This window comes from Sporosarcina sp. NCCP-2331, assembly GCF_023707945.1.
In the GTDB taxonomy this organism is placed as follows: domain Bacteria; phylum Bacillota; class Bacilli; order Bacillales_A; family Planococcaceae; genus Sporosarcina; species Sporosarcina cascadiensis.
In genome coordinates this window covers 25,730-46,842 of the sequence record NZ_BRCD01000022.1, presented here as the reverse complement: position 1 = coordinate 46,842, position 21,113 = coordinate 25,730, and the positions used below count along the sequence as shown (strand labels likewise).

Annotated in this window: 25 protein-coding genes; 17 read left to right on the top strand and 8 right to left on the bottom strand. The window is 40.6% G+C overall.

The genetic code is table 11. From position 1 onward, the window contains the following. The first annotated feature begins 4 nt into the window (after positions 1–4). The 5 genes from NCCP2331_RS13145 to NCCP2331_RS13125 all read left to right on the top strand — a co-directional run bounded on the left by NCCP2331_RS13145 (position 5) and on the right by NCCP2331_RS13125 (position 3,090). Positions 5–571 (top strand): NADPH-dependent FMN reductase, encoded by a 567-nt coding sequence (locus NCCP2331_RS13145; RefSeq protein WP_251671252.1) that lies wholly within the window; start codon positions 5–7, stop codon positions 569–571. 167 nt (positions 572–738) lie between these two features. Further along, positions 739–1,152 carry a BlaI/MecI/CopY family transcriptional regulator gene (locus NCCP2331_RS13140; RefSeq protein WP_153723300.1) on the top strand — a complete coding sequence of 138 codons (414 nt, stop codon included), beginning with the start codon at positions 739–741 and terminating at the stop codon, positions 1,150–1,152. 3 nt (positions 1,153–1,155) lie between these two features. After that, positions 1,156–1,995, top strand: a complete 840-nt coding sequence (locus NCCP2331_RS13135; RefSeq protein ID WP_153723301.1) for a M56 family metallopeptidase — start codon at positions 1,156–1,158, stop codon at positions 1,993–1,995. A gap of 53 nt (positions 1,996–2,048) precedes the next feature. Beyond that, on the top strand, positions 2,049–2,693 hold the full coding sequence (locus NCCP2331_RS13130; RefSeq protein ID WP_153723302.1) for a DsbA family protein: 645 nt from the start codon (positions 2,049–2,051) through the stop codon (positions 2,691–2,693). Continuing rightward, a complete protein-coding gene (locus NCCP2331_RS13125; RefSeq protein WP_153723341.1) occupies positions 2,686–3,090 on the top strand; it encodes a disulfide oxidoreductase in 405 nt (134 codons plus the stop codon). Before NCCP2331_RS13130 ends, NCCP2331_RS13125 begins: the two co-directional genes overlap by 8 nt. A 119-nt stretch (positions 3,091–3,209) precedes the next feature. On the opposite strand, the gene NCCP2331_RS13120 is transcribed toward NCCP2331_RS13125, so the two are convergent. Beyond that, positions 3,210–4,013 (bottom strand): ABC transporter ATP-binding protein, encoded by an 804-nt coding sequence (locus NCCP2331_RS13120; RefSeq protein ID WP_251671250.1) that lies wholly within the window; start codon positions 4,011–4,013, stop codon positions 3,210–3,212. A gap of 68 nt (positions 4,014–4,081) precedes the next feature. Further along, on the bottom strand, positions 4,082–4,768 hold the full coding sequence (locus NCCP2331_RS13115; RefSeq protein WP_251671248.1) for a FadR/GntR family transcriptional regulator: 687 nt from the start codon (positions 4,766–4,768) through the stop codon (positions 4,082–4,084). Positions 4,769–5,149: 381 nt separating this feature from the next. Between NCCP2331_RS13115 and NCCP2331_RS13110 the strand changes: the two genes are divergently transcribed. The 6 genes from NCCP2331_RS13110 to NCCP2331_RS13085 all read left to right on the top strand — a co-directional run bounded on the left by NCCP2331_RS13110 (position 5,150) and on the right by NCCP2331_RS13085 (position 10,215). Beyond that, complete coding sequence (locus NCCP2331_RS13110; protein ID WP_153723305.1) at positions 5,150–5,956, top strand: NUDIX domain-containing protein; 807 nt, start codon at positions 5,150–5,152, stop codon at positions 5,954–5,956. Positions 5,957–6,079: 123 nt separating this feature from the next. Further along, a complete protein-coding gene (locus tag NCCP2331_RS13105) occupies positions 6,080–6,988 on the top strand; it encodes a cysteine hydrolase family protein (protein WP_228551139.1) in 909 nt (302 codons plus the stop codon). Between the two features lie 40 nt (positions 6,989–7,028). Further along, positions 7,029–8,495, top strand: a complete 1,467-nt coding sequence (locus tag NCCP2331_RS13100) for a nicotinate phosphoribosyltransferase (protein WP_153723306.1) — start codon at positions 7,029–7,031, stop codon at positions 8,493–8,495. Positions 8,496–8,607: 112 nt separating this feature from the next. Further along, positions 8,608–9,228, top strand: coding sequence for a nicotinate (nicotinamide) nucleotide adenylyltransferase (gene nadD / locus NCCP2331_RS13095; RefSeq protein ID WP_376776825.1), 621 nt, complete (start codon positions 8,608–8,610; stop codon positions 9,226–9,228). Positions 9,229–9,434: 206 nt separating this feature from the next. Then, complete coding sequence (locus tag NCCP2331_RS13090; protein WP_251671246.1) at positions 9,435–9,875, top strand: MerR family transcriptional regulator; 441 nt, start codon at positions 9,435–9,437, stop codon at positions 9,873–9,875. Continuing rightward, positions 9,862–10,215: a DUF4260 family protein gene (locus NCCP2331_RS13085; RefSeq protein WP_251671244.1), complete on the top strand. Its 354-nt coding sequence runs from the start codon at positions 9,862–9,864 to the stop codon at positions 10,213–10,215. The genes NCCP2331_RS13090 and NCCP2331_RS13085 overlap by 14 nt, the downstream gene beginning before the upstream one ends. A gap of 197 nt (positions 10,216–10,412) precedes the next feature. Here NCCP2331_RS13085 and NCCP2331_RS13080 read toward each other — a convergent pair whose 3' ends face one another. Continuing rightward, complete coding sequence (locus tag NCCP2331_RS13080; RefSeq protein WP_251671242.1) at positions 10,413–10,940, bottom strand: hypothetical protein; 528 nt, start codon at positions 10,938–10,940, stop codon at positions 10,413–10,415. Positions 10,941–11,193: 253 nt separating this feature from the next. Next, on the bottom strand, positions 11,194–11,514 hold the full coding sequence (locus NCCP2331_RS13075) for a DUF1700 domain-containing protein (protein ID WP_251671240.1): 321 nt from the start codon (positions 11,512–11,514) through the stop codon (positions 11,194–11,196). 281 nt (positions 11,515–11,795) lie between these two features. On the opposite strand from NCCP2331_RS13075, the gene NCCP2331_RS13070 reads away from it, so the two are divergent. From NCCP2331_RS13070 to NCCP2331_RS13060, 3 genes are all read left to right on the top strand, one after another. Continuing rightward, complete coding sequence (locus NCCP2331_RS13070; RefSeq protein WP_251671239.1) at positions 11,796–12,803, top strand: ketoacyl-ACP synthase III; 1,008 nt, start codon at positions 11,796–11,798, stop codon at positions 12,801–12,803. Positions 12,804–12,829: 26 nt separating this feature from the next. Further along, complete coding sequence (fabZ, locus tag NCCP2331_RS13065) at positions 12,830–13,276, top strand: 3-hydroxyacyl-ACP dehydratase FabZ (protein WP_376776823.1); 447 nt, start codon at positions 12,830–12,832, stop codon at positions 13,274–13,276. Positions 13,277–13,365: 89 nt separating this feature from the next. Further along, positions 13,366–13,953 (top strand): lysophospholipid acyltransferase family protein, encoded by a 588-nt coding sequence (locus NCCP2331_RS13060; RefSeq protein ID WP_251671237.1) that lies wholly within the window; start codon positions 13,366–13,368, stop codon positions 13,951–13,953. Between the two features lie 93 nt (positions 13,954–14,046). Here NCCP2331_RS13060 and NCCP2331_RS13055 read toward each other — a convergent pair whose 3' ends face one another. The 4 genes from NCCP2331_RS13055 to NCCP2331_RS13040 all read right to left on the bottom strand — a co-directional run bounded on the left by NCCP2331_RS13055 (position 14,047) and on the right by NCCP2331_RS13040 (position 16,260). Continuing rightward, positions 14,047–14,394, bottom strand: coding sequence for a DMT family transporter (locus NCCP2331_RS13055; RefSeq protein ID WP_153723311.1), 348 nt, complete (start codon positions 14,392–14,394; stop codon positions 14,047–14,049). 32 nt (positions 14,395–14,426) lie between these two features. Further along, positions 14,427–14,747 carry a DMT family transporter gene (locus NCCP2331_RS13050; RefSeq protein ID WP_153723312.1) on the bottom strand — a complete coding sequence of 107 codons (321 nt, stop codon included), beginning with the start codon at positions 14,745–14,747 and terminating at the stop codon, positions 14,427–14,429. A gap of 1 nt (position 14,748) precedes the next feature. Further along, positions 14,749–15,297: a TetR/AcrR family transcriptional regulator gene (locus NCCP2331_RS13045; protein ID WP_251671236.1), complete on the bottom strand. Its 549-nt coding sequence runs from the start codon at positions 15,295–15,297 to the stop codon at positions 14,749–14,751. Between the two features lie 480 nt (positions 15,298–15,777). After that, the gene (locus tag NCCP2331_RS13040; RefSeq protein WP_251671235.1) at positions 15,778–16,260 is read right to left on the bottom strand and encodes a MarR family winged helix-turn-helix transcriptional regulator; all 483 of its coding nucleotides are present in this window, start codon (positions 16,258–16,260) and stop codon (positions 15,778–15,780) included. A 134-nt stretch (positions 16,261–16,394) separates the two neighbouring features. Between NCCP2331_RS13040 and NCCP2331_RS13035 the strand changes: the two genes are divergently transcribed. The 3 genes from NCCP2331_RS13035 to uvrA all read left to right on the top strand — a co-directional run bounded on the left by NCCP2331_RS13035 (position 16,395) and on the right by uvrA (position 20,995). Further along, positions 16,395–17,915, top strand: coding sequence for an MDR family MFS transporter (locus tag NCCP2331_RS13035; RefSeq protein WP_251671233.1), 1,521 nt, complete (start codon positions 16,395–16,397; stop codon positions 17,913–17,915). Positions 17,916–18,008: 93 nt separating this feature from the next. Beyond that, a complete protein-coding gene (locus NCCP2331_RS13030) occupies positions 18,009–18,446 on the top strand; it encodes a flavodoxin domain-containing protein (protein ID WP_251671231.1) in 438 nt (145 codons plus the stop codon). Positions 18,447–18,505: 59 nt separating this feature from the next. Beyond that, positions 18,506–20,995, top strand: coding sequence for an excinuclease ABC subunit UvrA (uvrA, locus tag NCCP2331_RS13025; RefSeq protein WP_251671229.1), 2,490 nt, complete (start codon positions 18,506–18,508; stop codon positions 20,993–20,995). Positions 20,996–21,113: the final 118 nt, after the last annotated feature.

The window sequence follows — 21,113 nt, the reverse complement described above, 5'->3', positions numbered from 1 at the left end:
TCATATGAAGATTGTCGCACTGGCAGGGTCTATCGTCGGTTCAAAGACGAAAACCGCGATGCTGAAAACAGTGGAAATTTTATCAGAAAAGTATCCTGAGCATGAGGTCACACTTCTGGACTTGGCAGAATACACCGTGCAGTTTAGTGACGGGAGAAATTACTTTGAATATGAAGGAGATACAAAATACGTTACAGAGACGATTATGGCGGCGGATGCGATTATTATCGGAACACCGACATTCCAAGCATCTATTCCTGCAACACTTAAAAACATTTTCGATTTATTGCCGGTCAATGCTTTTCGGGACAAAGTCGTCAGCAGTGTCGTCACAGCAGGCACCCCGAAGCATTATCTGATGGTGGAGCAGCAATTAAAACCTATTTTATCTTATATGAAGGCACATATCGTTCCAACGTATGTATTCATTGAAGAAAAAGACTTCCTGCGCAAAGAAATTGTCAACGATGATGTTCTTTTCCGATTGGAACGACTAGTGGAAGATACGGTAGTAACCGTTGAGGCAATGAAGGTTATTCGTATGAAGAAAGATGAGGAATACGACTTTTAAGAGGTATAGCGGTGTATTGCAAGGAAATCAGTAAGGCAAATAAAAATAATGCAGATGCACATGATTGGTCTTCCCAGCTGATTATGTGCATTTTTTATTCAGCGGAAACTCCATTATTGACGTGATAAAAATCTTACACTACAATGAGTAATGTGAGGTGATGGCGAATGAAAATTAGAAAGTTTAAGATAAACGAGAATGGATTGAATCGCTTTTTTGGTCCTCTGGAAGCAAAGATTATAGATGTTCTATGGGAAGGTGAGGAGAAGACCATTAAAGACGTTCAACAAGCTCTTGAACGAGAAAAGATCACCAATTTTAACACGGTGATGACGGTGATGAATCGGCTGGTCGACAAAGGAATTCTGCAAAAAAGAGCTGAGGGCAGGTCTTCCGTATATAAGCCGGTACAGACAAGAGCCGAGTTTTTGAATACCCAATCAAAAGATATGACCCACGAGCTCATCGACGAATTTGGCGATGTGGTCATCAGTCATATGCTAAATGCTCTTGAAGAAGCGGACGATGAACTGGTTGCGAAACTTGAAAAAAAAGTAGAAGAATTGAAAAAGGGTAGGTAATTTATGTCCAGACGTCAATCATCTTTTATATTTATCGGCTCGCTGATCATATCGGGTGTTATTTTACTGCAAATGGCCATATACGCTATTTCCATGTTTGCAGGTTGGAATGCCCGATTCAATTTGGTTGAGATCTGTCATGGCTGGTTAAAAGCTTTTGGGCTGTCCTCTCTTGAATACTTGCTTGATGGACTTGTTTTGTATACGCTGCTATGTTTACTTTGGAAAATTGGCTCGCAGGCAGTCCAAACTGCTAAAATGAAAAAACGATTTCATTTATACAAGGCGGAGAAGCTTTCATTGGAAGTGAACCGGACTTATGGGAAGAACATAATGGTTCTCTCGCATCCCTCTCCCATGGCGATTACGATGGGATTGATCTGTCCTAAAGTGATTGTGACAACAGGATTGCTAAATCTTTTGACGGATGATGAACTGAAAGCGGTGATCTCGCATGAAGAGTATCATAAAGAAAGTCGGGATCCGTTTAAAATATTTTTACTGTCACTGAGCTCATCGATTTTATGGTATATCCCGATTCAAAAGTGGTTTCATAAAAAATACAGGATAATTCAAGAGGTTTTGGCTGACGAGTATGCCATTAAACAACAAGAAACAACTGTGAACTTGGGAAGTGCCCTATTAAAAATGTTGAAAGTAGGCAAACAGAAAAAGATGCCTTTTACATACGTTTCCTTTGCAGATACATCTGTAAACTATCGAATTGAGTACCTTTTGAATCCGACAAGGAATATTCCGTTAGGCGTTCCATTAAGGGTGTTATGTACGTCATTGATTATTTTCAGTCTAATTTGCGGACTCTTTATTTACGCGCTTGCGTAAATTTTTTACCATAATACACTACCCTGTGTAGTGATAGTTAAGGAGTGTTGATTTTGTCTAAAAAAATAGTTTTGTTCATTGGCATCATTGCCGTAGCGGTTATTGGAATTATTGTCTTGAATGATGTGCAACAGGAGTCGGCTGTCATTGATTATGAGGGTCAGCCTTTTATGGGGGATGAATCGGCCCCTGTCAGTATTGTGGAATTTGGAGATTATAAATGCCCGCACTGCCAAGATTTCAATGACAATATGGTTCCCATCATTCATGAGGAACTGGTAAAGACCGGCAAAGCGAAATTCTATTTTATGAACTATCCGGTCATCGGTCCCGATTCAACGAGCTCGGCTCAATTTGCTGAAACGGTCTATCAAGAACTTGGCAATGATATATTTTGGGAATTCCATCAACTATTATTTGATAATCAAACAACAAAAACGGGACAAACCAATCTTTTCACGGATGAATTAATGAAAGATATTTTGGCAGAGGTTGCCAGTCCTGAGGAAACGGAACAAGCCATGCTTGCTTACAGTGAAGGAAAATGGGAAGCAGCTTTTAAGAAAGACGTGTCCACTGCCAATAGACTCGGCGTGACATCCACTCCCACAATCTATATTGATGGTAAACAGTTTGAGGGGGCAAGCATGAGTGATTTCATTAAAGCGGTAGAAAAGGCAGGCTCAAGTGGTGAATAAGCTCCTTCTACTTGCATGGATTACGTCCATAACCGCAATGGGGGGAAGTTTATTCTTCAGTGAACAGATGGGTTTCATACCTTGTACCCTTTGTTGGTTTCAACGTGTACTCATGTATCCACTGACAATTATTTTAGGAATCGCCTGTTATCGGAGTGATCGGGACGTTTATCAATATGTTCTGCCGCTATCGATAATCGGCATGATGGTTTCTGCTTACCATTATGCCTTGCAAAAAGTTCCTTCACTGCATGAGTTCAGCACTTGTACAAGTGGGGTGCCGTGTTCAGGCCAATATATCAACTGGCTCCACTTTATCACGATTCCTTTCCTGTCTCTAATGGCTTTTACGATAATTACGACGGCAATGCTAGTGATGTGGAAGCGTAAAAAATAATTTTCACTATTTCTAACAATAGCAAACTGTGTGAAGCTCAATTATGTTGGCTTCACGCAGTTCATTCCAAATGGTTATAGTGTATTTCATTTTTACTACCTATTGTGTACCAAAAAATATTATTCGACTTTACCGGCTGTAAACTTTTTAATCGTTAACCAAGGGCGATTTTCTTCCCAATGAATGGCCACGGGCATCTTATATGCTTCGGATAATAATTCATCCGTCAGGACTTCTTTTTTGGGGCCCGAAGCAACTATTTTTCCATCACGAATTAATAATACATGTGAAATAATATCAGTAATCTCCTCGATATGATGGGTTACATAAAGTAAATGGCAGTTTTTTTCATTGATTTTGTTCATCAAGTCTAGCACTTCTTCTCGTGAGTACACATCTAAACCTGTACATGGTTCATCAAATATAAGTATTTCAGGATCACTCATCAGCGCCCGGGCAATTAACACTCTTCTTTTTTCTCCTTGAGATAATGTATTAAACATTCTTCCTTTTAAATAGGATAATCGAAGCGTAGAGAGTAAAACATCTGCCTTTTCCCAGTCGGTATCGGCAACCTTTTCATACAATCCAAAAGAAGCGAATTTACCACTTACGATGACTTCCTTCACCGTTTCACGTTCTAAAATAGTTGCAAATTTATCAAACGAACTACTGACATATCCTATTCTTTTCCTTAACTCAGGTAAGTTTGTCCTCCCGAATTCCAAACCTAAAACCGAGACGTTTCCTGTAGTGGGATAATTATATCCTGTGACGATATTCAATAATGATGTCTTTCCCGAACCATTTAATCCCAAAATACACCAATGTTCGTTCTTCTTCACTTCCCAATTAATTTCGCTTAAAATGTCCTGATCCTTTCTTCTCCATGATACATCTTCAAAAGTGATAACTTTATCCATACTATATTCACTCCATTTCCTAAACATTAGCTTAAACAGCATATCATCTGACGTTTGTATATAAAAAATTATAATTCAGCAATGGTTCCTTCAATAATAAGTTTAGTGTAGGTAGCAGCCAGGTCTGAATCCTTGTCTTTTATCGCTTCATATAGCTTCTCATGATATTCTGATTGCGGATTATGGGAACGATACTCTTTATTTAACATGTGCATAGCATGGGTCATTTCCTGTGAAAATGAACGAAATAAATCAATTATGACTCCATTTTTACAAGCTATGGCTATAGACATATGAAATTCTATATCTGATTTTGTATATAGCTCTCGATCATCATGTTGCAGTGCAGAATGACGGATGTCCAAATGCTCGCGCATATTCTGTAAATCAGCTTCATCGCGACGAATAGCAGCCAATCGCACCATCTCCAACTCCACCATTTTTCTTGCTTCGTATACCTCCATCAATTCCGCGCGGTGGAGCCGATGGGTAAGAGGTTCTTGTATAGTTGGGTTTGTTTTCAAAAACGTTCCGAAACCTTGCCTTTTTTCCAGCAATCCGGCGTGGACCAGAACTCTTATCGCTTCCCGGATCGTGGAACGGCCAACTCCAAAGAGTTCCATTAATTTAGGCTCTGGGGGAAGCTTTTCTCCTAGCTGAATCTCGCCTTTGGATATTTTATATTGTAATTGATTGACAACATCATCCACTAATCTATGGGATCGTAAAGGCTGAAACGACCATTCCTTATTCATCTGCTCATCTCCTGTTTTATTTAATTGTCAGACTAACACGTCTATTCAAAAAAAACAAGGATGTATTTGACTGATGAGGCAAATAGCTATGTAACAAACAATCGTGAAAGTCTATATCGCAACAGACCATATTCACAAGTGTACATATTATTTCAAAACCAAGAAGTTGCTTGGTATCTTTCCGTGTTCCTTTTCAAAAAATAATGTAATATCAATAGTTAATTTAAAAAGTTTACATGGGACCTAAATTCCTTTTTATCCGATTAAGGGATATTTTAAAATATAGCGATGTTTCTCTTGCAATCATCCATGATATACGTTATTATTCAATTAACAGTTTGATAATCGTTAATTAAAATGAAAAGAAAAGAGATGAAATGAATGTCCAAATTTACTTCAGAAGAAGAAGTACTGAAAAATTATGATTCAAGTCAGTATAAAACGCCGGATGGGTATACAAGTGATATTGCGATATTCACGTTAGTTCCAAACGACTTGGCTGGAGAGGAGAAAATAGTCTCTGTGCACTCGCTGGCACTCATGTTAATAAAGCGGGCAAGTGTTGATGCGGACGGTGAAATTAATATCGAAGGCGGCAAATGGGCTTTGCCGGGAGGATTTATTCATCCTGAGGAAACCGCATACGAAGCGGCCAAGAGAGAACTGGAAGAGGAAACAGGTGTAAGCGGCATTCATATCGAACATTATGGTGTGTATGACAAATTAGGCAGGGATAAACGCGGGTGGATTATATCAAATGCCCATTACGCAATTGTACCGAATGAAAAAGTCGACAGCAGGAAAGCTGCTGATGATGCCGATGATGTTCAATTATTTACGATAGATGAAGTATTTACATTAGATCTGGCATTTGACCATCAATACGTCATCCAAGATGCTCTCGAAGCCGTACGGAAAGATGTATTTCAAACGACAGTAGTTAAAAACTTTCTGCCAAATGAATTCAAGTTGGAGGAATTGCGCCAAGTGCTGCTCGCGATTATTGATGATCCTGTTGTGAGAAGTAAACCAGGTTTTTTCAGAAAAGCACCCAGTCTGCCTTTTATCGCGGAGGCGCTGGACAGCAATCAAGTTCCTAAGACAGCCGAACCGACAAGTACTACGAAGCGGCCGACAAAATTATACCGATTTGTTGAGGCAGATATTACCCCTTCCATTTGGCGCTGAGGGGAATGTCTGCAAATTGGCCACTGTGTCTGAAATGCCGAATAAAAAAGGATAACTTTTATTTTCACGAAAAACAATTAACGAATATATAATTGTTAATAAAGTAAAAGGAGTGTGTAGAAAATGATGAAAACGAAATTTGAGGAAATAGTGGATGTCTCTAAAATAGGAACTGTGAGTGCGAAAAGGATAAATGAATTGGCAGAATTAGCAGCTGCGGAGAAATTGGCGCCTTTTAATGAGGACGTTGAAAAAGTGCTGTTCATAGGGATTGATTTTCAAAATGACTTTATGGAAAACGGAGAGCTGGGTGTTCCGAATTCTCATCAGGATATAGAACGTGTAACTAAATTCCTTTATCAAAATTTAGATAAGATTACAACAATTGCTTTATCTTTAGATACACATGGATTGCAGCAAATATTCCATACGAGTTGGTGGAGTGATGCAGAGGGAAATCATCCTATTCCTTTTACGGTCATCACAAGAGAAGACGTAGAAAGCGGAAGATGGAAGGCTTTAGAAAAGCAGAAAGAAAGTTTGGATTATATTATTCATTTGGAACACCGCGGAAAAAAACAATTATTAATATGGCCTTACCACTGTATTGAAGGGACATACGGCGCTGCCTTGGAAGGCCAGTTTTCGAATATAGTTCACTTTCATTCTATGACAAGAAAGTCGGTTATTCAAAAGATCGTAAAAGGGCAAGATCCATTGAGCGAAATGTACGGGATCATTAAACCAGAGTATGCGGGGGAAGAGCAGACGAATTATGCGTTTCTAGACTCACTGCACGCTTACGACAAAATCATCATTGCCGGGGAAGCAAAATCTCACTGTGTCTTAGAATCAGTCTTGCAGATTGTTGAGTATAACGAGAGGCGACCTGAATTGCTGTCAAAGATTTATTTGCTGGAGGACTGCATGAGCTCCATTCCAGGATTTGAAGAATCAACAGAACGCGCATGTAAAGAACTTCAGAAAAATTATGGCATCCATCTAGTGAAATCAACCGAAATCATGCTGTAAAAGAAGTATTACATTACCAGATAAAAAGGAGGAAAAGTAAATGGCTAAGAACTATCAAGATGACGGACTTGCGCTGCACACAGATTTGTATCAAATCAATATGGCGGAAACGTACTGGGAAGATCACATGCATGATAGACGGGCGGTGTTTGAGCTTTATTTCCGCGAGTTGCCTTTTGGTGCTGGTTACGGAATTTTTGCGGGTTTGGAACGAATCATTGAATTTATTAAAGCGTATCGTTTTACAGAAAGTGATATTGCTTATTTGCGTGAAGAACTGGGTTATGAAGAAGATTTCCTGGCCTATTTGCAAACGCTGCGTTTTACGGGAACGATCCGGTCAATGATAGAAGGGGAACTGGTTTTTGCAAATGAACCGATACTGCAGGTGGAAGCCAGTCTGGCAGAAGCCCAGCTAATAGAGACAGCTCTCTTGAATATTGTAAACTACCAAACACTCATTGCCACAAAAGCAGCGCGGATAAAACAAGCAGCAGGAGAACAGGCGGTTATGGAATTTGGAACGAGACGTGCCCATGAATTTGATGCGGCGATATGGGGAACTAGAGCAGCTTATATTGCCGGTTTTTCCGCAACGAGTAATGTGAGAGCGGGTAAGCGGTTTGGCATTCCGGTCGCTGGAACGCATGCTCATTCTATGGTTCAAGCGTATAAAGATGAATATAAAGCATTTCACAAATACGCCCGGCGTCATAAAGACTGTACGTTTTTAGTAGATACTTACGATACGTTACAGTCAGGTGTGCCGGCAGCGATTCGAGTAGCGAAAGAACTCGGAGACCGTATTCATTTTCATGCGATCCGTTTAGATAGCGGCGACTTAGCATACTTGTCTAAAGAAGCTCGAAAAATGTTAGACCAAGCCGGATTTAGGGAAACCAAGATTATCGCTTCAAACGATTTAGACGAAAAAACGATTACGAATCTAAAGGCGCAGGGCGCAAAGATTGATGCATGGGGTATCGGGACGAAAGTGATCACTGCATTTGACCAGCCTGCCCTCGGTGCTGTTTATAAATTAACGGCAATTGAGGATGAAAGCGGTAAAATGGTTGATACGATTAAAATATCTGGCAATCCGGAGAAAGTAACGACTCCAGGGCTGAAGAACTTGTATCGTATTGTAAATATGGTGAACAACCGTGCAGAAGGTGATTATATTGCGATGAAAGATGAAGATCCGGAAGCAGAAGAAAAATTAAAGATGTTTCATCCAACGCATACATTTATCTCGAAGTTTGTGACGAATTTTGAAGCTGTCAATTTGCATCAAGACATTTTCACGGAAGGGAATCTTGTGTATGCCACTCCTTCCCTGCAGGATATCCAAGCATACGCTCAAAATAATTTAACGCTTCTGTGGGATGAATATAAGCGTATCATGAATCCCGAACAGTATCCCGTAGATTTAAGTCAGAAATGCTGGGACAATAAGATGAGAAATATTTATGAGGAAAAAGAAAAAATTCAGAAGCTGAATAGCTGATGCAGGAATTTTTAAGGAGGCGGTTTTTATGATGGAGATGGCAGAAAAAATTAAAGCACATTTGCAAGAGCTGAATCCCGGGAAAGATATCGGGAAAGCATTTGGAGCAGGCATGAAAATAGGGATTTACGGTTCTTCTTTCGACCCAGTAACCAATGTTCATCTATGGACTGCCTCTACGGTGGCTCATCGAAAAAAGTTAGATTATGTTATTTTTCTGCCTTCTTCAAACAAGCGGTCAGATAAGCAAGTGCAGACGCAAAATGAGCATCGCGTAGAAATGCTTAAGCTGGCAATTGGCAATAATCATAAATTCATACTGGACGACTACGAGCTGAATGTTTTGCCAGGCAATCACTACACGTATTACACAATGGAATATTTCAAAAAAACTTTTCCCGACGTAGACTTTTATTTCATTATGGGAGCGGATTTGCTGGTGGATATAGGCAAGGGAGAATGGCGGTTTGCCGAAGAATTAATTAGCCGAAATAAATTTATCGTCATGGCCAGAAACGGAATTGATATTTTAAGTACGATTTCAAATGCACCGATTTTGCGTAATCATGATGACGGCAGATTTCAACTGCTGGATAAAGGATTGGCGATGGAAATCAGTTCAACCTACATTCGTGAAGAATTTTCCATGGGAGGGGAACCGCAGTATTTATTGCCAGATTCCTGTTATGAATACATTAAGCGCAACGGGCTTTATCAAGAAGTCATTCGCTGAAGAGGTACAACTAATCACTGATACGAATGAAACGCGGCATCCAGTCAGGTGCCGCGTTTTGTATATTACATTAGATAATCATAGTTCCCTCGCCTTGACTATTTTAACCTATCTTTGGGGAAGGGAACAGCAATCAATGATCCAAAATAGGCCCTTGACCTTAGAGTACACTCTAATGATAAAGTTTTCTTAGGGGGTGGATATATATGCTGATCAAAGAATTTGCTGCCAAATACAAATTAACGAATGACACAGTCAGGTATTACGAGAAGGAGGGGCTGTTGAATCCTATTCGGCAAGAGAATGGTTACCGATTATATGGCAGCATGTGCGAAAGAGCCATGGAATTTATTATCGTCCTCAAGCAGCTTGGATTTTCATTGCAGGAGATTAAATTGCTGCTGTCATTGGAAAATAGCCCGATTTCTAATGACTGCAATGAAATGTCTACTGCTATGTTTACAAATAAAATTTCTGACTTGGAAAAAAGAGTGGAGTTTTTCTCCGCTGCGATTCAGGCACTGCAAATAGCCCGTAATTTAATGGAACAAGGAAAGTACGCTGAAAATAAGCATAAGATCGAGTCTTTGGTGGAGGGAATGTATCAGAAAATCGACGAAGGGAATGAGCGGGATGTCACTTCGTAAATGGATTCACTTTGAATATGCTGTCGGATTTTTAGTCTGTCTGTCATTTTACATCTACCTGGATTATTCGATCCTTCTATTTGTCTTTTTATTGTTAGTGCCAGACATATTCATGATTGGCTACCTTTTCAGTAAAAAAACGGGCTCTACTATATACAATCTGGGACATAGCATCACATTGCCCATACTCCTGATCCTGCTGGCTGTCCTCAATGAATTTCCCAATGTATTGATGGCCGGCGTCATTTGGCTCGCCCATATTTGCTTAGACCGTTCATTAGGATTCGGATTGAAATACGAACGGAGTTTCAAGGATACTCATTTGCAGAGGATTGAATAGAGAGCAGGGGGAGCATGAAAAGAGGAAGGTGGTTCTCCATGCTTTTTTTGTTTACCGGCTGCCTGTCCTTTATTACGCAATACATGGAGAAACTTGTTTAATCGATATAAGATTACTTCAGTCGCTGATGCAATCAGTGTTTCATTTAAAGAGGACAGCCTTTTTTTGTAGTGTGTAATTCTTTATATGCTTAACTTTTAGAGAGGTATCAGCCCTACTTCTCTCATGATAGCTTGATGATTATTTGGAAGTATATTGACATCAATACCCGATGAATTAAGTACTTGTCTAAGTTCACGAAATAGTTTTATGTTAGGAGATATATAAGACGGATAAGATATATAGGATGTGAAAATCGAGTCAAAAGGTTTTCTTTTATCTAAGTAAAGTAAAACCCATACTAAATAATTATACAAAAGCGGGAACTCTTTTTTGATGGCTTCTCGATGAGTAAGAAACGCTTGAACGTAGTCTTCAAAAATGTATTCTTTGTCTTCGTTCCACCCTTCTCCATCCGGCGAAAAGATAGTAGCTGATTGCAAGGACCAACTTCCTAATCCTCCCGCAAAAATCAGAAGAGACCATTTTCTTACTTCGGCATCTGGGTCGTCAAAACATCGATAATAGTTATCGAAATACTCGTCTTTCCAATTAAAACCTAGATCAAAATCAGATTCGATCCCTTGTAAAATAGACTTGGCTTTATTAACTATTTTGGGGGGCATATGCGATACCTCTTTTCTTTATAGTAAGGCGGTTTCCAATCATCCTAATCTGTGTCTTTATAGTGATAATACTTATATTTTCTTTTAATTGATCAGGGAGTGTTCACTATCATTTACTATAACATTAGTTTTTCTAGTATATGTGAAAAGAGTTAAACACAGCCGCGGCATCCGATAAAATAATCGAATGTCCGGGCTGTGTTAAATAGGACTGACGTGTGGTTTGATTTTAGGTTATCAAAAAATGTTGGTTTTATCTCGCGTAAATGGCTCTTTTGTTCAACTCCATATATTTTAGGCACCATTCAGTTACAAGACGTGTAGTCTTTATAGCCAGCGGGACTAGCGCAATTCCAACGATCAATAGAACAACACTCAGAATGGTTTGCATCAGATTAAAGTCCTGCAGTTTCAACAGGTTGACAACTGCCAAGAGAATAGGTGATAGAACAAACGAAATAATAACCGTCCAAAATGAAAATAACAATCCAGCAACGGCAATTGCAATTCCTGAAACGATGATCAGATTAAAAAACAATACGCCCAGTAATCCAAAAAAGTTTACTTTCCCCAATGTGATCACCTCCTCCCAAGTAGTTCTGCTTCTTTCCATTATAGCCGAAGAAGTTTTCTCCGAATCGGCCCTCAGACTGATTTCCTGTTCATTAGAATTTTTCAGATGGGATTTAGCAGTTTGAAGAGCCGTAGCAAGATGTTCTCCAGTGAATGCATGGCCTTCTGCTGAATTCTCAGAAGATCAGTTTTTTAAATAAATTGATTTTACACAATACTAGTTGTTATAATTGACACCAGGTACTAATACTAACCATTAAGTCAAATTGGAGTGGAATGAGAATGTCCGGAGCCAGAATAACAGCGATAGGGACTTATGTGCCTGAAAAAGTATTGATGAATTCTGAACTGAATGAAATGGTAGAAGCCGATAATGAGTGGATTGTTCAAAGAACAGGTATTCAAGAACGTAGAATTAGTCGTCCTGATGAATTTACCAGTGATTTATGCATATCTGCTGTGAAGGATTTAATGCATAGATATAATAAAAGTGTGGAAGATGTAGATATGATTATTGTGGCGACGTGCACGCCTGATGTTCCATTCCCATCCGTTTCCAGTATGATTCAAGAACGATTAAATATTACTCAAACAGGTGCTATAGATTTAAATGCTGCATGTGCAGGGTTTGTTTATGCCTTACATACCGCAAACAGTTTTATTTCTTCGGGCCTGCATAAAAAGGTCCTGGTTCTCGGCGCAGACACCATTTCTAAAGTCACCGATTACACGGATCGAAATACATGCGTTTTATTTGGCGATGGAGCAGGTGCAGTGTTAGTGGAAAAAGATGAACAATCAAATAGTTTCCTTGGATTTCATCAGGGTAGTGACGGCAGCAAGGCACAGCATATCTATCGTTCGGGATTGTCGAATAAAGTGAACGGAATCGAGCTGATCGATACGCAATGTCTTGTGCAGAATGGCAGAGAGGTTTTCCGATGGGTTGTTCGGAACATTCCAGAAAGTATACGACAAATTTTAGAAAAAACGCAGACGGATCTGCATCAAGTGGATTGGTTTATTCCTCATAGTGCCAATTTGCGAATGATAGAACCCATTTGCGAAAAATTAGGATATCCCATTGAAAAGACTCTTTATAGTTTAGTCCGCTTTGGTAATACTTCTGCTGCCTCTATCCCATTAGCTCTGGATTTGGGAGTACGGGAAGGGCACGTGAAAAATGGAGATCGAGTTCTTATGTATGGCTACGGATCAGGATTGGTTCATGCTGGACAACTGTTAGAAATGAATCTTGACGAGCAAATTAATCCACCGACCCCTTTGTGAGATGTTGATTCTTACATCGAAAAATTATGGTTCTGAAGGTTTTACTATTGATAGATTCTTCTGCTATTAAAGAGGTTAGTAGACATCGTTATCCATTCCTTTTAGTAGATCGAATTTTGGAGCTAGAAGAAGGTGAAAGAGCTGTAGGTATAAAAAACGTTACAGCAAATGAACACTTTTTTACTGGACACTTTCCGGGCTACCCAGTTATGCCGGGTGTGTTGATTGTGGAAGCATTAGCTCAGGTAAGTGCAATTGTGATGCTTACGAAAGAGGGAAATCAAGGGAGATTAGGTCTGTTAGCAGGAATAGATAAATGTCGATTTAAAAAACAAATTCAGCCAGGCGATCAACTTCATTTGGAGGTCGAAATTACTCGAGTAAAAGGGTCGATTGGAAAAGGAACAGGGGTAGCCTCCGTAGATGGAGAATTAGCATGTGAGCTGGAATTAATTTTCGCATTTGGCGATTAACATATAGATCAATCCCTAGCTTGTTTAAAGCTAATGAAGCAGGCATATCGAATAATGATCGTATCGGTTATGTTGCGGAGGAAGACGAATTGTATAAAATAGTGGCATATTTTTTGAAAGGTATCTTGCGTATATTTGGGAAAATTCATGTATATGGTCAACAGAATGTTCCTAAAGATGGAGCTTATGTTATCACTTGTACACATACAGGTTGGGTGGATGTGCTATATTTAGGTATCACTTTATTGCCAAACAAAGTTCATTTCATGGCAAAGAAACAATTATTTGCGAATAAATTAGTAGGCTGGTTTTTACGCAAACTGAATGCATTTCCTGTGGACCGGTCAAATCCAGGCCCAAGTGTTTTAAAGATTCCTTCTCGATTGCTGGCACAAGGTGAAATTGTAGGGATCTTTCCAAGTGGAACCAGAATAGAGGAACAAACGGCCCTTAAACAAGGAGCCATCACTATTGCGATGCGTTCAAAGGTGCCCATTATACCTGCAGTATATGTTGGTCCGAATAGCTTGAAAGAATTGTTCGGTAAGCGGGATGCCTATCTTATTTTTGGCGAGCCTATACAATTTTCTGATGTAAAAGGACAGCGAGCTGAATTTACTAATCTGCTGGAAGAAAGAATGGATGCTCTTTCGCAGGAAATTCCAGTCGAAAATTAAATCATCCTCTTCACACTTCGGCTGAGTGAAGAGGATGATTTTTTGCATTTTATGTTCAGTGTGCGTCTGATCTCGTTTCGTAATTATACAGAACTAAATGGATGGCTGCTCCTCGGGCTCTGCAGGATCAGAAATATTGAGCAGGACCACGCCGCCAATGATCAATAATAGCCCAGCCACCTTCGCTGCGCTAAATAACTCGCCCCATATCAATATACCGATTATTGCAGTCATGGCAGTACCTGCCGCGGCCCATATCGCATAAGCAAAACTTAAAGGAAGCGTTTTGAGCGCAATGGCAATTAAATAAAACGATAATGCGTACCCGACAATCGATCCGATGGAAGGGAGAATCACCGTAAACCCTTCGGATACTTTTAGCATCGTGGTGGCAAAAACTTCAAACAAAATAGACAGAGTTAATATGAAATAGGCTTTCATTGAACGTACTCCTCAATTCGAAATGTGTGTAATTATATGGCTGACGTAAAGTTGATTAAAAAGACACCGCCTATAATTAGAACTAATCCTGCCAACTTCGGCTTATTTAGTTTCTCTTTATAGATGAACATACCGACCAATGCGGTAAGCGCAGTCCCGACTCCGGCCCAGATGGCGTATGCGACACCGATCGGCATTGTTTTCAGCAGCACGGAAAGAGTATAAAAAGCAATGATGTAACCAATTATTACGCCAAGCGTAGGGATGATTTTTTTAAAGCCGTCTGTAGCTTTCAGCATGGAAGATGCAAATACTTCGCTTATGATGGCTGTGCCCAGGAGTAGTAGACTCATATTATTTCTCCGTTTCTGTCATTTGGAATAGTCGTTGAAACACTTTGTCTTGTATTTCTTTGCCTACAGGGGCAACATTCAGCAGTTCCGTATAATAGAGTCCATCCAGCGCCAACCGGATAATGGTGGATGTGATCGGATCGATTTCGTCATCTTCTAATTTAACGAGGACGGAACGATATACTTCAGAAATATTTTTGCCGGCTTCTCTATTCAACAAGGACAGTGCCAGCTTTCCTATGTTTTGTTCGGCTAAATTTACTAAGTCCAACCGTGAGGATTCAATAAACGCCCGAGTCCATTTTCCTTCTTCATTTGGATCTGCCTTCACCAATTGATAAAAGTTTTCCTGGAGCTCGTTAAAAATAACCTCCGCGATTTCTTGTAATAACGCGTCTTTATTAGGAAAGTGATACAATAGGCCGCCTTTGCTGACGCCGGCTTCTTTTGCCACAGCTTCCAATGTTAGTTTTTCGAAACCATGCTCAAGCAGGAACTGAATGGCGCTATTTACGATTAGCTTTTTTGTTTTTTCTGCTTTGGATTCCATAGTCTCATTTCCCCCATATATTTAGTATTTTTAATAATACCGTCTGGACGGACTTTTTTCAAGTGGGACTTTTTATAAAGTAGAAGAAAGGGGAAAGATTTGGCTACTGATCAGTCTACCTTTCAACAAACAGATATTTCTTTGTAGTTTCTCGGTTTTAAAATTTAACGGCTAGTCTACTTTTTGATACTATGGCGCCTTTAAGTACATACTTATCAAAAGAGCTTAGTTGTGTGAGGAACAGGTATCTAATTCCCACAAGCTTATATATCATACCAAATACATGAAATTAAAGAAAAAGAAATTTACAGTTGAATGGATTCGATTCAAAAGTATTCGTTCAATCATGGTAAAGAAAAAGTCAGGCTACCGTTACTCCGAATGCTCAAGGAGTTAGGTAGCCTGACTTTTTACAAAGCTCTTTAAGGAAAGGTCCGCATAAGGAGATACCGGCCATTTTAATTTAAATATACGTAAGACTTAGGAAGATGATTTATTGCGTCTAGTACTACTCAGATGCTGAATTTGCTCTTCCAATATTGTACTTGCTTCACCTATAAATTGTGTAATGAGCGTAAGTTCATCTTCCGTGTAAGAGGAAGCAAGTTCAAGCATCGCCTTGTGAAGTGGACGGTATGAATTACTGACTTCTTCTTTCGATTCATAATCTGGAACAATAATTACCCTGCGACGGTCAGTTGGATCATTTTCTCTATAAACATAACCGAATTTCTCAAGACGATCGACTAACGCGGTAATGCTGCCTGTAGTAAGGCCAGTTTTTTTTGCTAGCTCCCCTGCAGTGATAGGGCCAGCCTCGCGAAGGATATCTAGGGATATAAAATCATTATTGTATAACCCGAGAGAGGCAGCTACGTTTTGCTCATGTAAAATTGTTCGGGTTCCGAGTCCGCGCATAATTGAAGTGAAATGCTCCAGCTGATTTCTTTGTTGGGTTGACAAAACAAAGCCCTCCTTTTATGATGGTATTATCTTGATTATCAAGATACTTTCTATGAAAGATACTTGATGATCTTATTAATCATTCAAGTTCATAGTATCAAAGACCATAATAATTTGTAAAGGATGATTTACGGATGGAAGTTTCAAAAAGTAACGAAAAGCTGGTCTTAATAGGGTTATTGCTCGCGATGTTCATGGCGGCGATTGACAACACCATCGTAGCGACAGCTATGGGAACGATTGTTTCCGATCTTGGTGGATTGGATAAGTTTGCATGGGTGACATCCGCTTATATCGTTGCCACAATGGCAGGGATGCCGCTCTTTGGTAAAATGTCTGATATGTACGGCCGAAAAAAACTATTTATCTTTGGCGTGGCGATGTTCTTGGGTGGTTCCATGCTGTGCGGTCTGGCAGGCTCCATTGAGCAGCTCAGCATATTCCGGGCCATTCAGGGAATTGGCGGAGGTGCGTTAATGCCTATCGCATTTACGATTGTCTATGATATTTTCCCGGCGGATAAGCGTGGGAAAATGCTGGGTCTTCTTGGCGCAGTATTTGGTATAGCCGGGGTTTTCGGCCCCCTTCTTGGTGCGTTCATTACAGACTATCTAGGCTGGGAATGGGTATTTTACATTAACGTTCCTATTGGAATTGTCGTGCTTGCGCTCATTTTGAAAAACTACAAGGAATCTTTATCACGTATGAAGCAGAAGATTGACTGGGCAGGAGCCATCACGTTAGTCATTGCGGTTGTTAGCATGATGTTTGTGCTTGAACTGGGCGGAAAGCAGTATGCTTGGGACTCCACGATGATAATTTCTTTAATTGTAAGTTTTGCTGTCTTCTTTACTGCATTTGTTTTTGTAGAAATAAAAGCAGAAGAACCGATTGTACCTTTTTTCTTGTTTAAACGCCGTTTGTTTGCTTCAGCACAAATATTAGCATTTTTATATGGAGCAACTTACATCATTTTAATTGTCTACTTACCTATTTTCATTCAGGCCGTATATGGGGTATCGGCGCTGGGCGCTGGGCTTGTCCTGTTGCCGCTGATGCTTGGAACGGTTGCGGGGAGTGCTTCAGGCGGGGTTTTCTTAACAAAAACAACTTTTAGAACCTTGATGACGATTTCTATTATTTCGTATTTTTCTGGCATGCTCCTGCTGGGTCTGATTGATCCGGATACAACGCGGACGATGCTTTCAGTCTATATGGTGCTTGTTGGTTTTGGAATGGGCTTCTCATTCACATTGTTACCGACGGCCTCTCTGCATAAGTTAGAATACCAATACCGCGGTACGGCAAACTCGACAAACTCATTCATGCGGACTTTGGGGATGACGATTGGGATTGCGGTTTTTGGATCACTACAAAGTAATCTATTGACTGACAAACTGGCGGAAGGATTCAAAGGTTTGGGAGCAGATGCGCTTGCAGCTTTCCCGGCGACGGATGATATAAGACAAATCTTTGAACCAGCTGTGCGTGCGATAATCCCGACTGAAGTGTTAAATACGATTGTGATTGCGATGTCTCATTCAGTTTCATTTATTTATCTCCTTGCTCTGATTCCAATTGGGCTTGCGGCCTTCTTTGTTTACCTGATGGGCAATGCAAGAGAAACAGGTGAGGATCTAGAGGAAACAGAATAAAAAATTTTTAATTCTTCTTTGTTTATTTAATGGGTAATATAAGTGAACTAGGTAATCACAAAGGTCAATTCTAATTAAAGAGGGTGGATAACAATGGATATATTAGTGCTATACGCTACAAAAACTGGAGCTACATTTCAATGTGCAAGCTTATTATCTAAAGAACTTTCTCATTGTGTTATTTGTGATATTGAAACGGAAAAACCCGACATAGAGAAATTTGATTGCGTTATTCTAGGCGCTGGCGTAAGGGATGGAAAAATATACAAACCAATCCGCGACTTTATTAAAAAGAATAACGATGAATTGCTAAAAAAGAAAATGGGTTACTTTATTTGTAACGAAAAGCCAAAGAAAACGGAAGAAATCATCGCCGAAAATTTTTCGGACGAATTACAGAAATCAGCTGTATGTATTGAATCATTTGGCGGTTATAAGGCTTATGCTGCGCCTAAAGAAGATATGGACCAACTAAAAGGCATTCATGCGGATAGGATAAAGACATTTGCGCAAAAGTTCAAAGAAGCGTAACTGAGAGGAAACTGTAGCATCACACGATTATCACGGCTTAATTTATAGGGGGCATTTTAGTGAAAGAAACTATTGTTATCAAAGGTGCACGGGAAAATAACTTGAAAAATATCTCACTGACAATTCCAAAATACAAATTGGTTGTCTTAACAGGTCCGTCGGGATCCGGTAAATCGACGTTGGCTATGGAGACATTGCAGCGAGAATGCCAGAGACAGTATATGGACTCTATGGGGATGATAACAGATGCGATCGACAAGCCGAAAGTCGATTTCATTGAGGGGCTATCGCCGTCAATCAGTGTGGGACAGCATATTACCAATCGTAACCCACGCTCAACGCTTGGAACGGTGACGGATATATATACATTTGTTCGTTTTATATTTGCCAGGCTGGGAGAACAGACCTGTCCTTCTTGCAGCGGTAGTATCCCGCCTTCTTTTGCACAAGCAGATGGATTACTAGAGGAAGATGAGGCTTTAGATTATCAGGCGATAGACTGCCCGCATTGCGGGGAACAGGTTGAGAAACTGGATATGGTTCACTTTTCTTTCAATAAGCCGGAGGGGGCCTGCGCAACATGCAATGGGCTTGGTAATGTGGCGAGTATAAATGAAGCAATGGTATTCAATCCGGAACTTAGTTTACAGGACGGTGGTGTTGCTTCTTTGAAAGGGGTCCATCGCGATATTCAAACGCGTATTTTAACGGCAACGGCCAAGCATTATGGCTTTGATTTCGATCCGGGGCAGCCTTTGAGGGATTACGGTGAGGTCCAAAGGGATTTATTATATTACGGCGTTGAAAGTGAGGCGTTCCAGCGTCATTATCCAAAGACGAAGCCGGTCAAAGGTACACAGTTTGAAGGGGTTATTCCTAGTTTGTGGCGGCGTTACAAGGAGAATGAAGGCAGTTCTAAAGAAAAAGGCGGTGAATTTTTTCATGAAGAGCTTTGCCCAGATTGTTTGGGTGCCCGCTTGAAGAAAGAGGTTCGTCTGGTTCGGGTGGCTGGTGCAACAATTACCGATATTTCTGAATGGTCGCTTGATGCTGTGTATGAATGGACGAAAGGGCTCCAGGCGGCATTACCGTCTGAAGGTCATCATCTGCTGGAACCAATTCTTCACGATATGCCGACGCGGCTAAAACGGATTATTGATGTGGGTCTTGGTTATCTTTCGATCAATCGCCAGATGGTGACATTATCAGGTGGAGAAGCGCAGCGACTGCGCCTTGCAACATTGCTTGGATCAGGTTTAACCGGCGTTCTCTATATTTTGGATGAACCAACAAAGGGGCTTCATCCGCGAGATACAGGCGGTCTCATTCGAGTGCTTCAAGAGCTGCGCGATTTAGGGAATACAGTGCTTGTGATTGAACACGATGTGGAGATGATGCGTGCTGCCGATCATATTATCGATATCGGCCCGGGTGCCGGGGTGCATGGCGGTACTGTTGTGGGGGAAGGCAACCTGGAAGAACTGATGTCCAGCGAGCTTTCGGTAACTGGCGCTTATTTGAGGGAACAGAGCCTTCCCGCTCCCGCACGAATTCGTAGAAAAGGGATTGGGCAGTATATTGAAATCCAAGAGGCACGAATCCGCAATATCAATATCCCTTTTGTTTCCTTTCCACTTGGCTGTCTCGTGTCCGTAACGGGTGTTTCTGGCTCAGGGAAATCTACTCTCGTATTTGAAATTCTTGCGCAAGGAAGTCCGCAGGGGCATGAATACACAGGTTGCAAGGAAATCAAGGGTTTGGAGCAAATTGACGATATCGTTATATTTGATCAATCACCAATGGGAAGAGCACAGCGTTCTAACGTCGCAACTTATACAGAAGTATTTACGCATCTTCGCAAACTATTTGCAGATTTACCGGAAGCGAAGGAAAGAAAATTGACCGCGAAACATTTCTCATTTAACACAAAAGGTGGACGTTGTGAGACGTGTCAAGGTTTAGGCGTGCTGTCCGTAGATATGGACTTCCTTCCTGATTTAGAAGTGAAATGTCATGAGTGCAAAGGGAAAAGATTTACGGACGAAGTCTTACAGGTGCAGTATAAAGGCTTTTCTATCTCCGATTTGCTGAATTTATCGGTGGAGGAAAGTTTACCGATACTTAAGGAAGAGAAAAAAATTGCCGGCATTATTGAGATGCTCTGTGAGGTGGGGCTCGGTTACCTTCAATGGGGCCAATCACTTAAAACTGTCTCTGGAGGCGAAGGACAACGAATTAGACTAGCCAAAGAGCTAAGTAAGCCTTCGAAAAACCATACGCTTTATCTGTTAGATGAACCAACAGCAGGTCTCCATCCATCCGACATGAAACGGCTACAAATCTTACTAAATAAGCTAGTCGATACGGGCAATACTGTGATTGTTGTCGAACACAGCCTCGAACTAATGGTGGAATCCGACTGGGTGATTGATATTGGACCAGAAGGCGGCACGTCAGGTGGTGAGCTTGTAGCTGAAGGAACACCAGAGCAGGTAGCCGAAGTTCCAGAATCTTATACGGGGAAGTTTTTGAAACAGGTTTTGGTCTAAGTTTTTCAACCGGACAATCAAACGTATATCGTTGGATTAGCGGTTGATTCGTTGTAGGTTGTTTATTACTAATTCCACTTTCACACAGTGAAATCGGCAAATAAGCCCTGATATAACT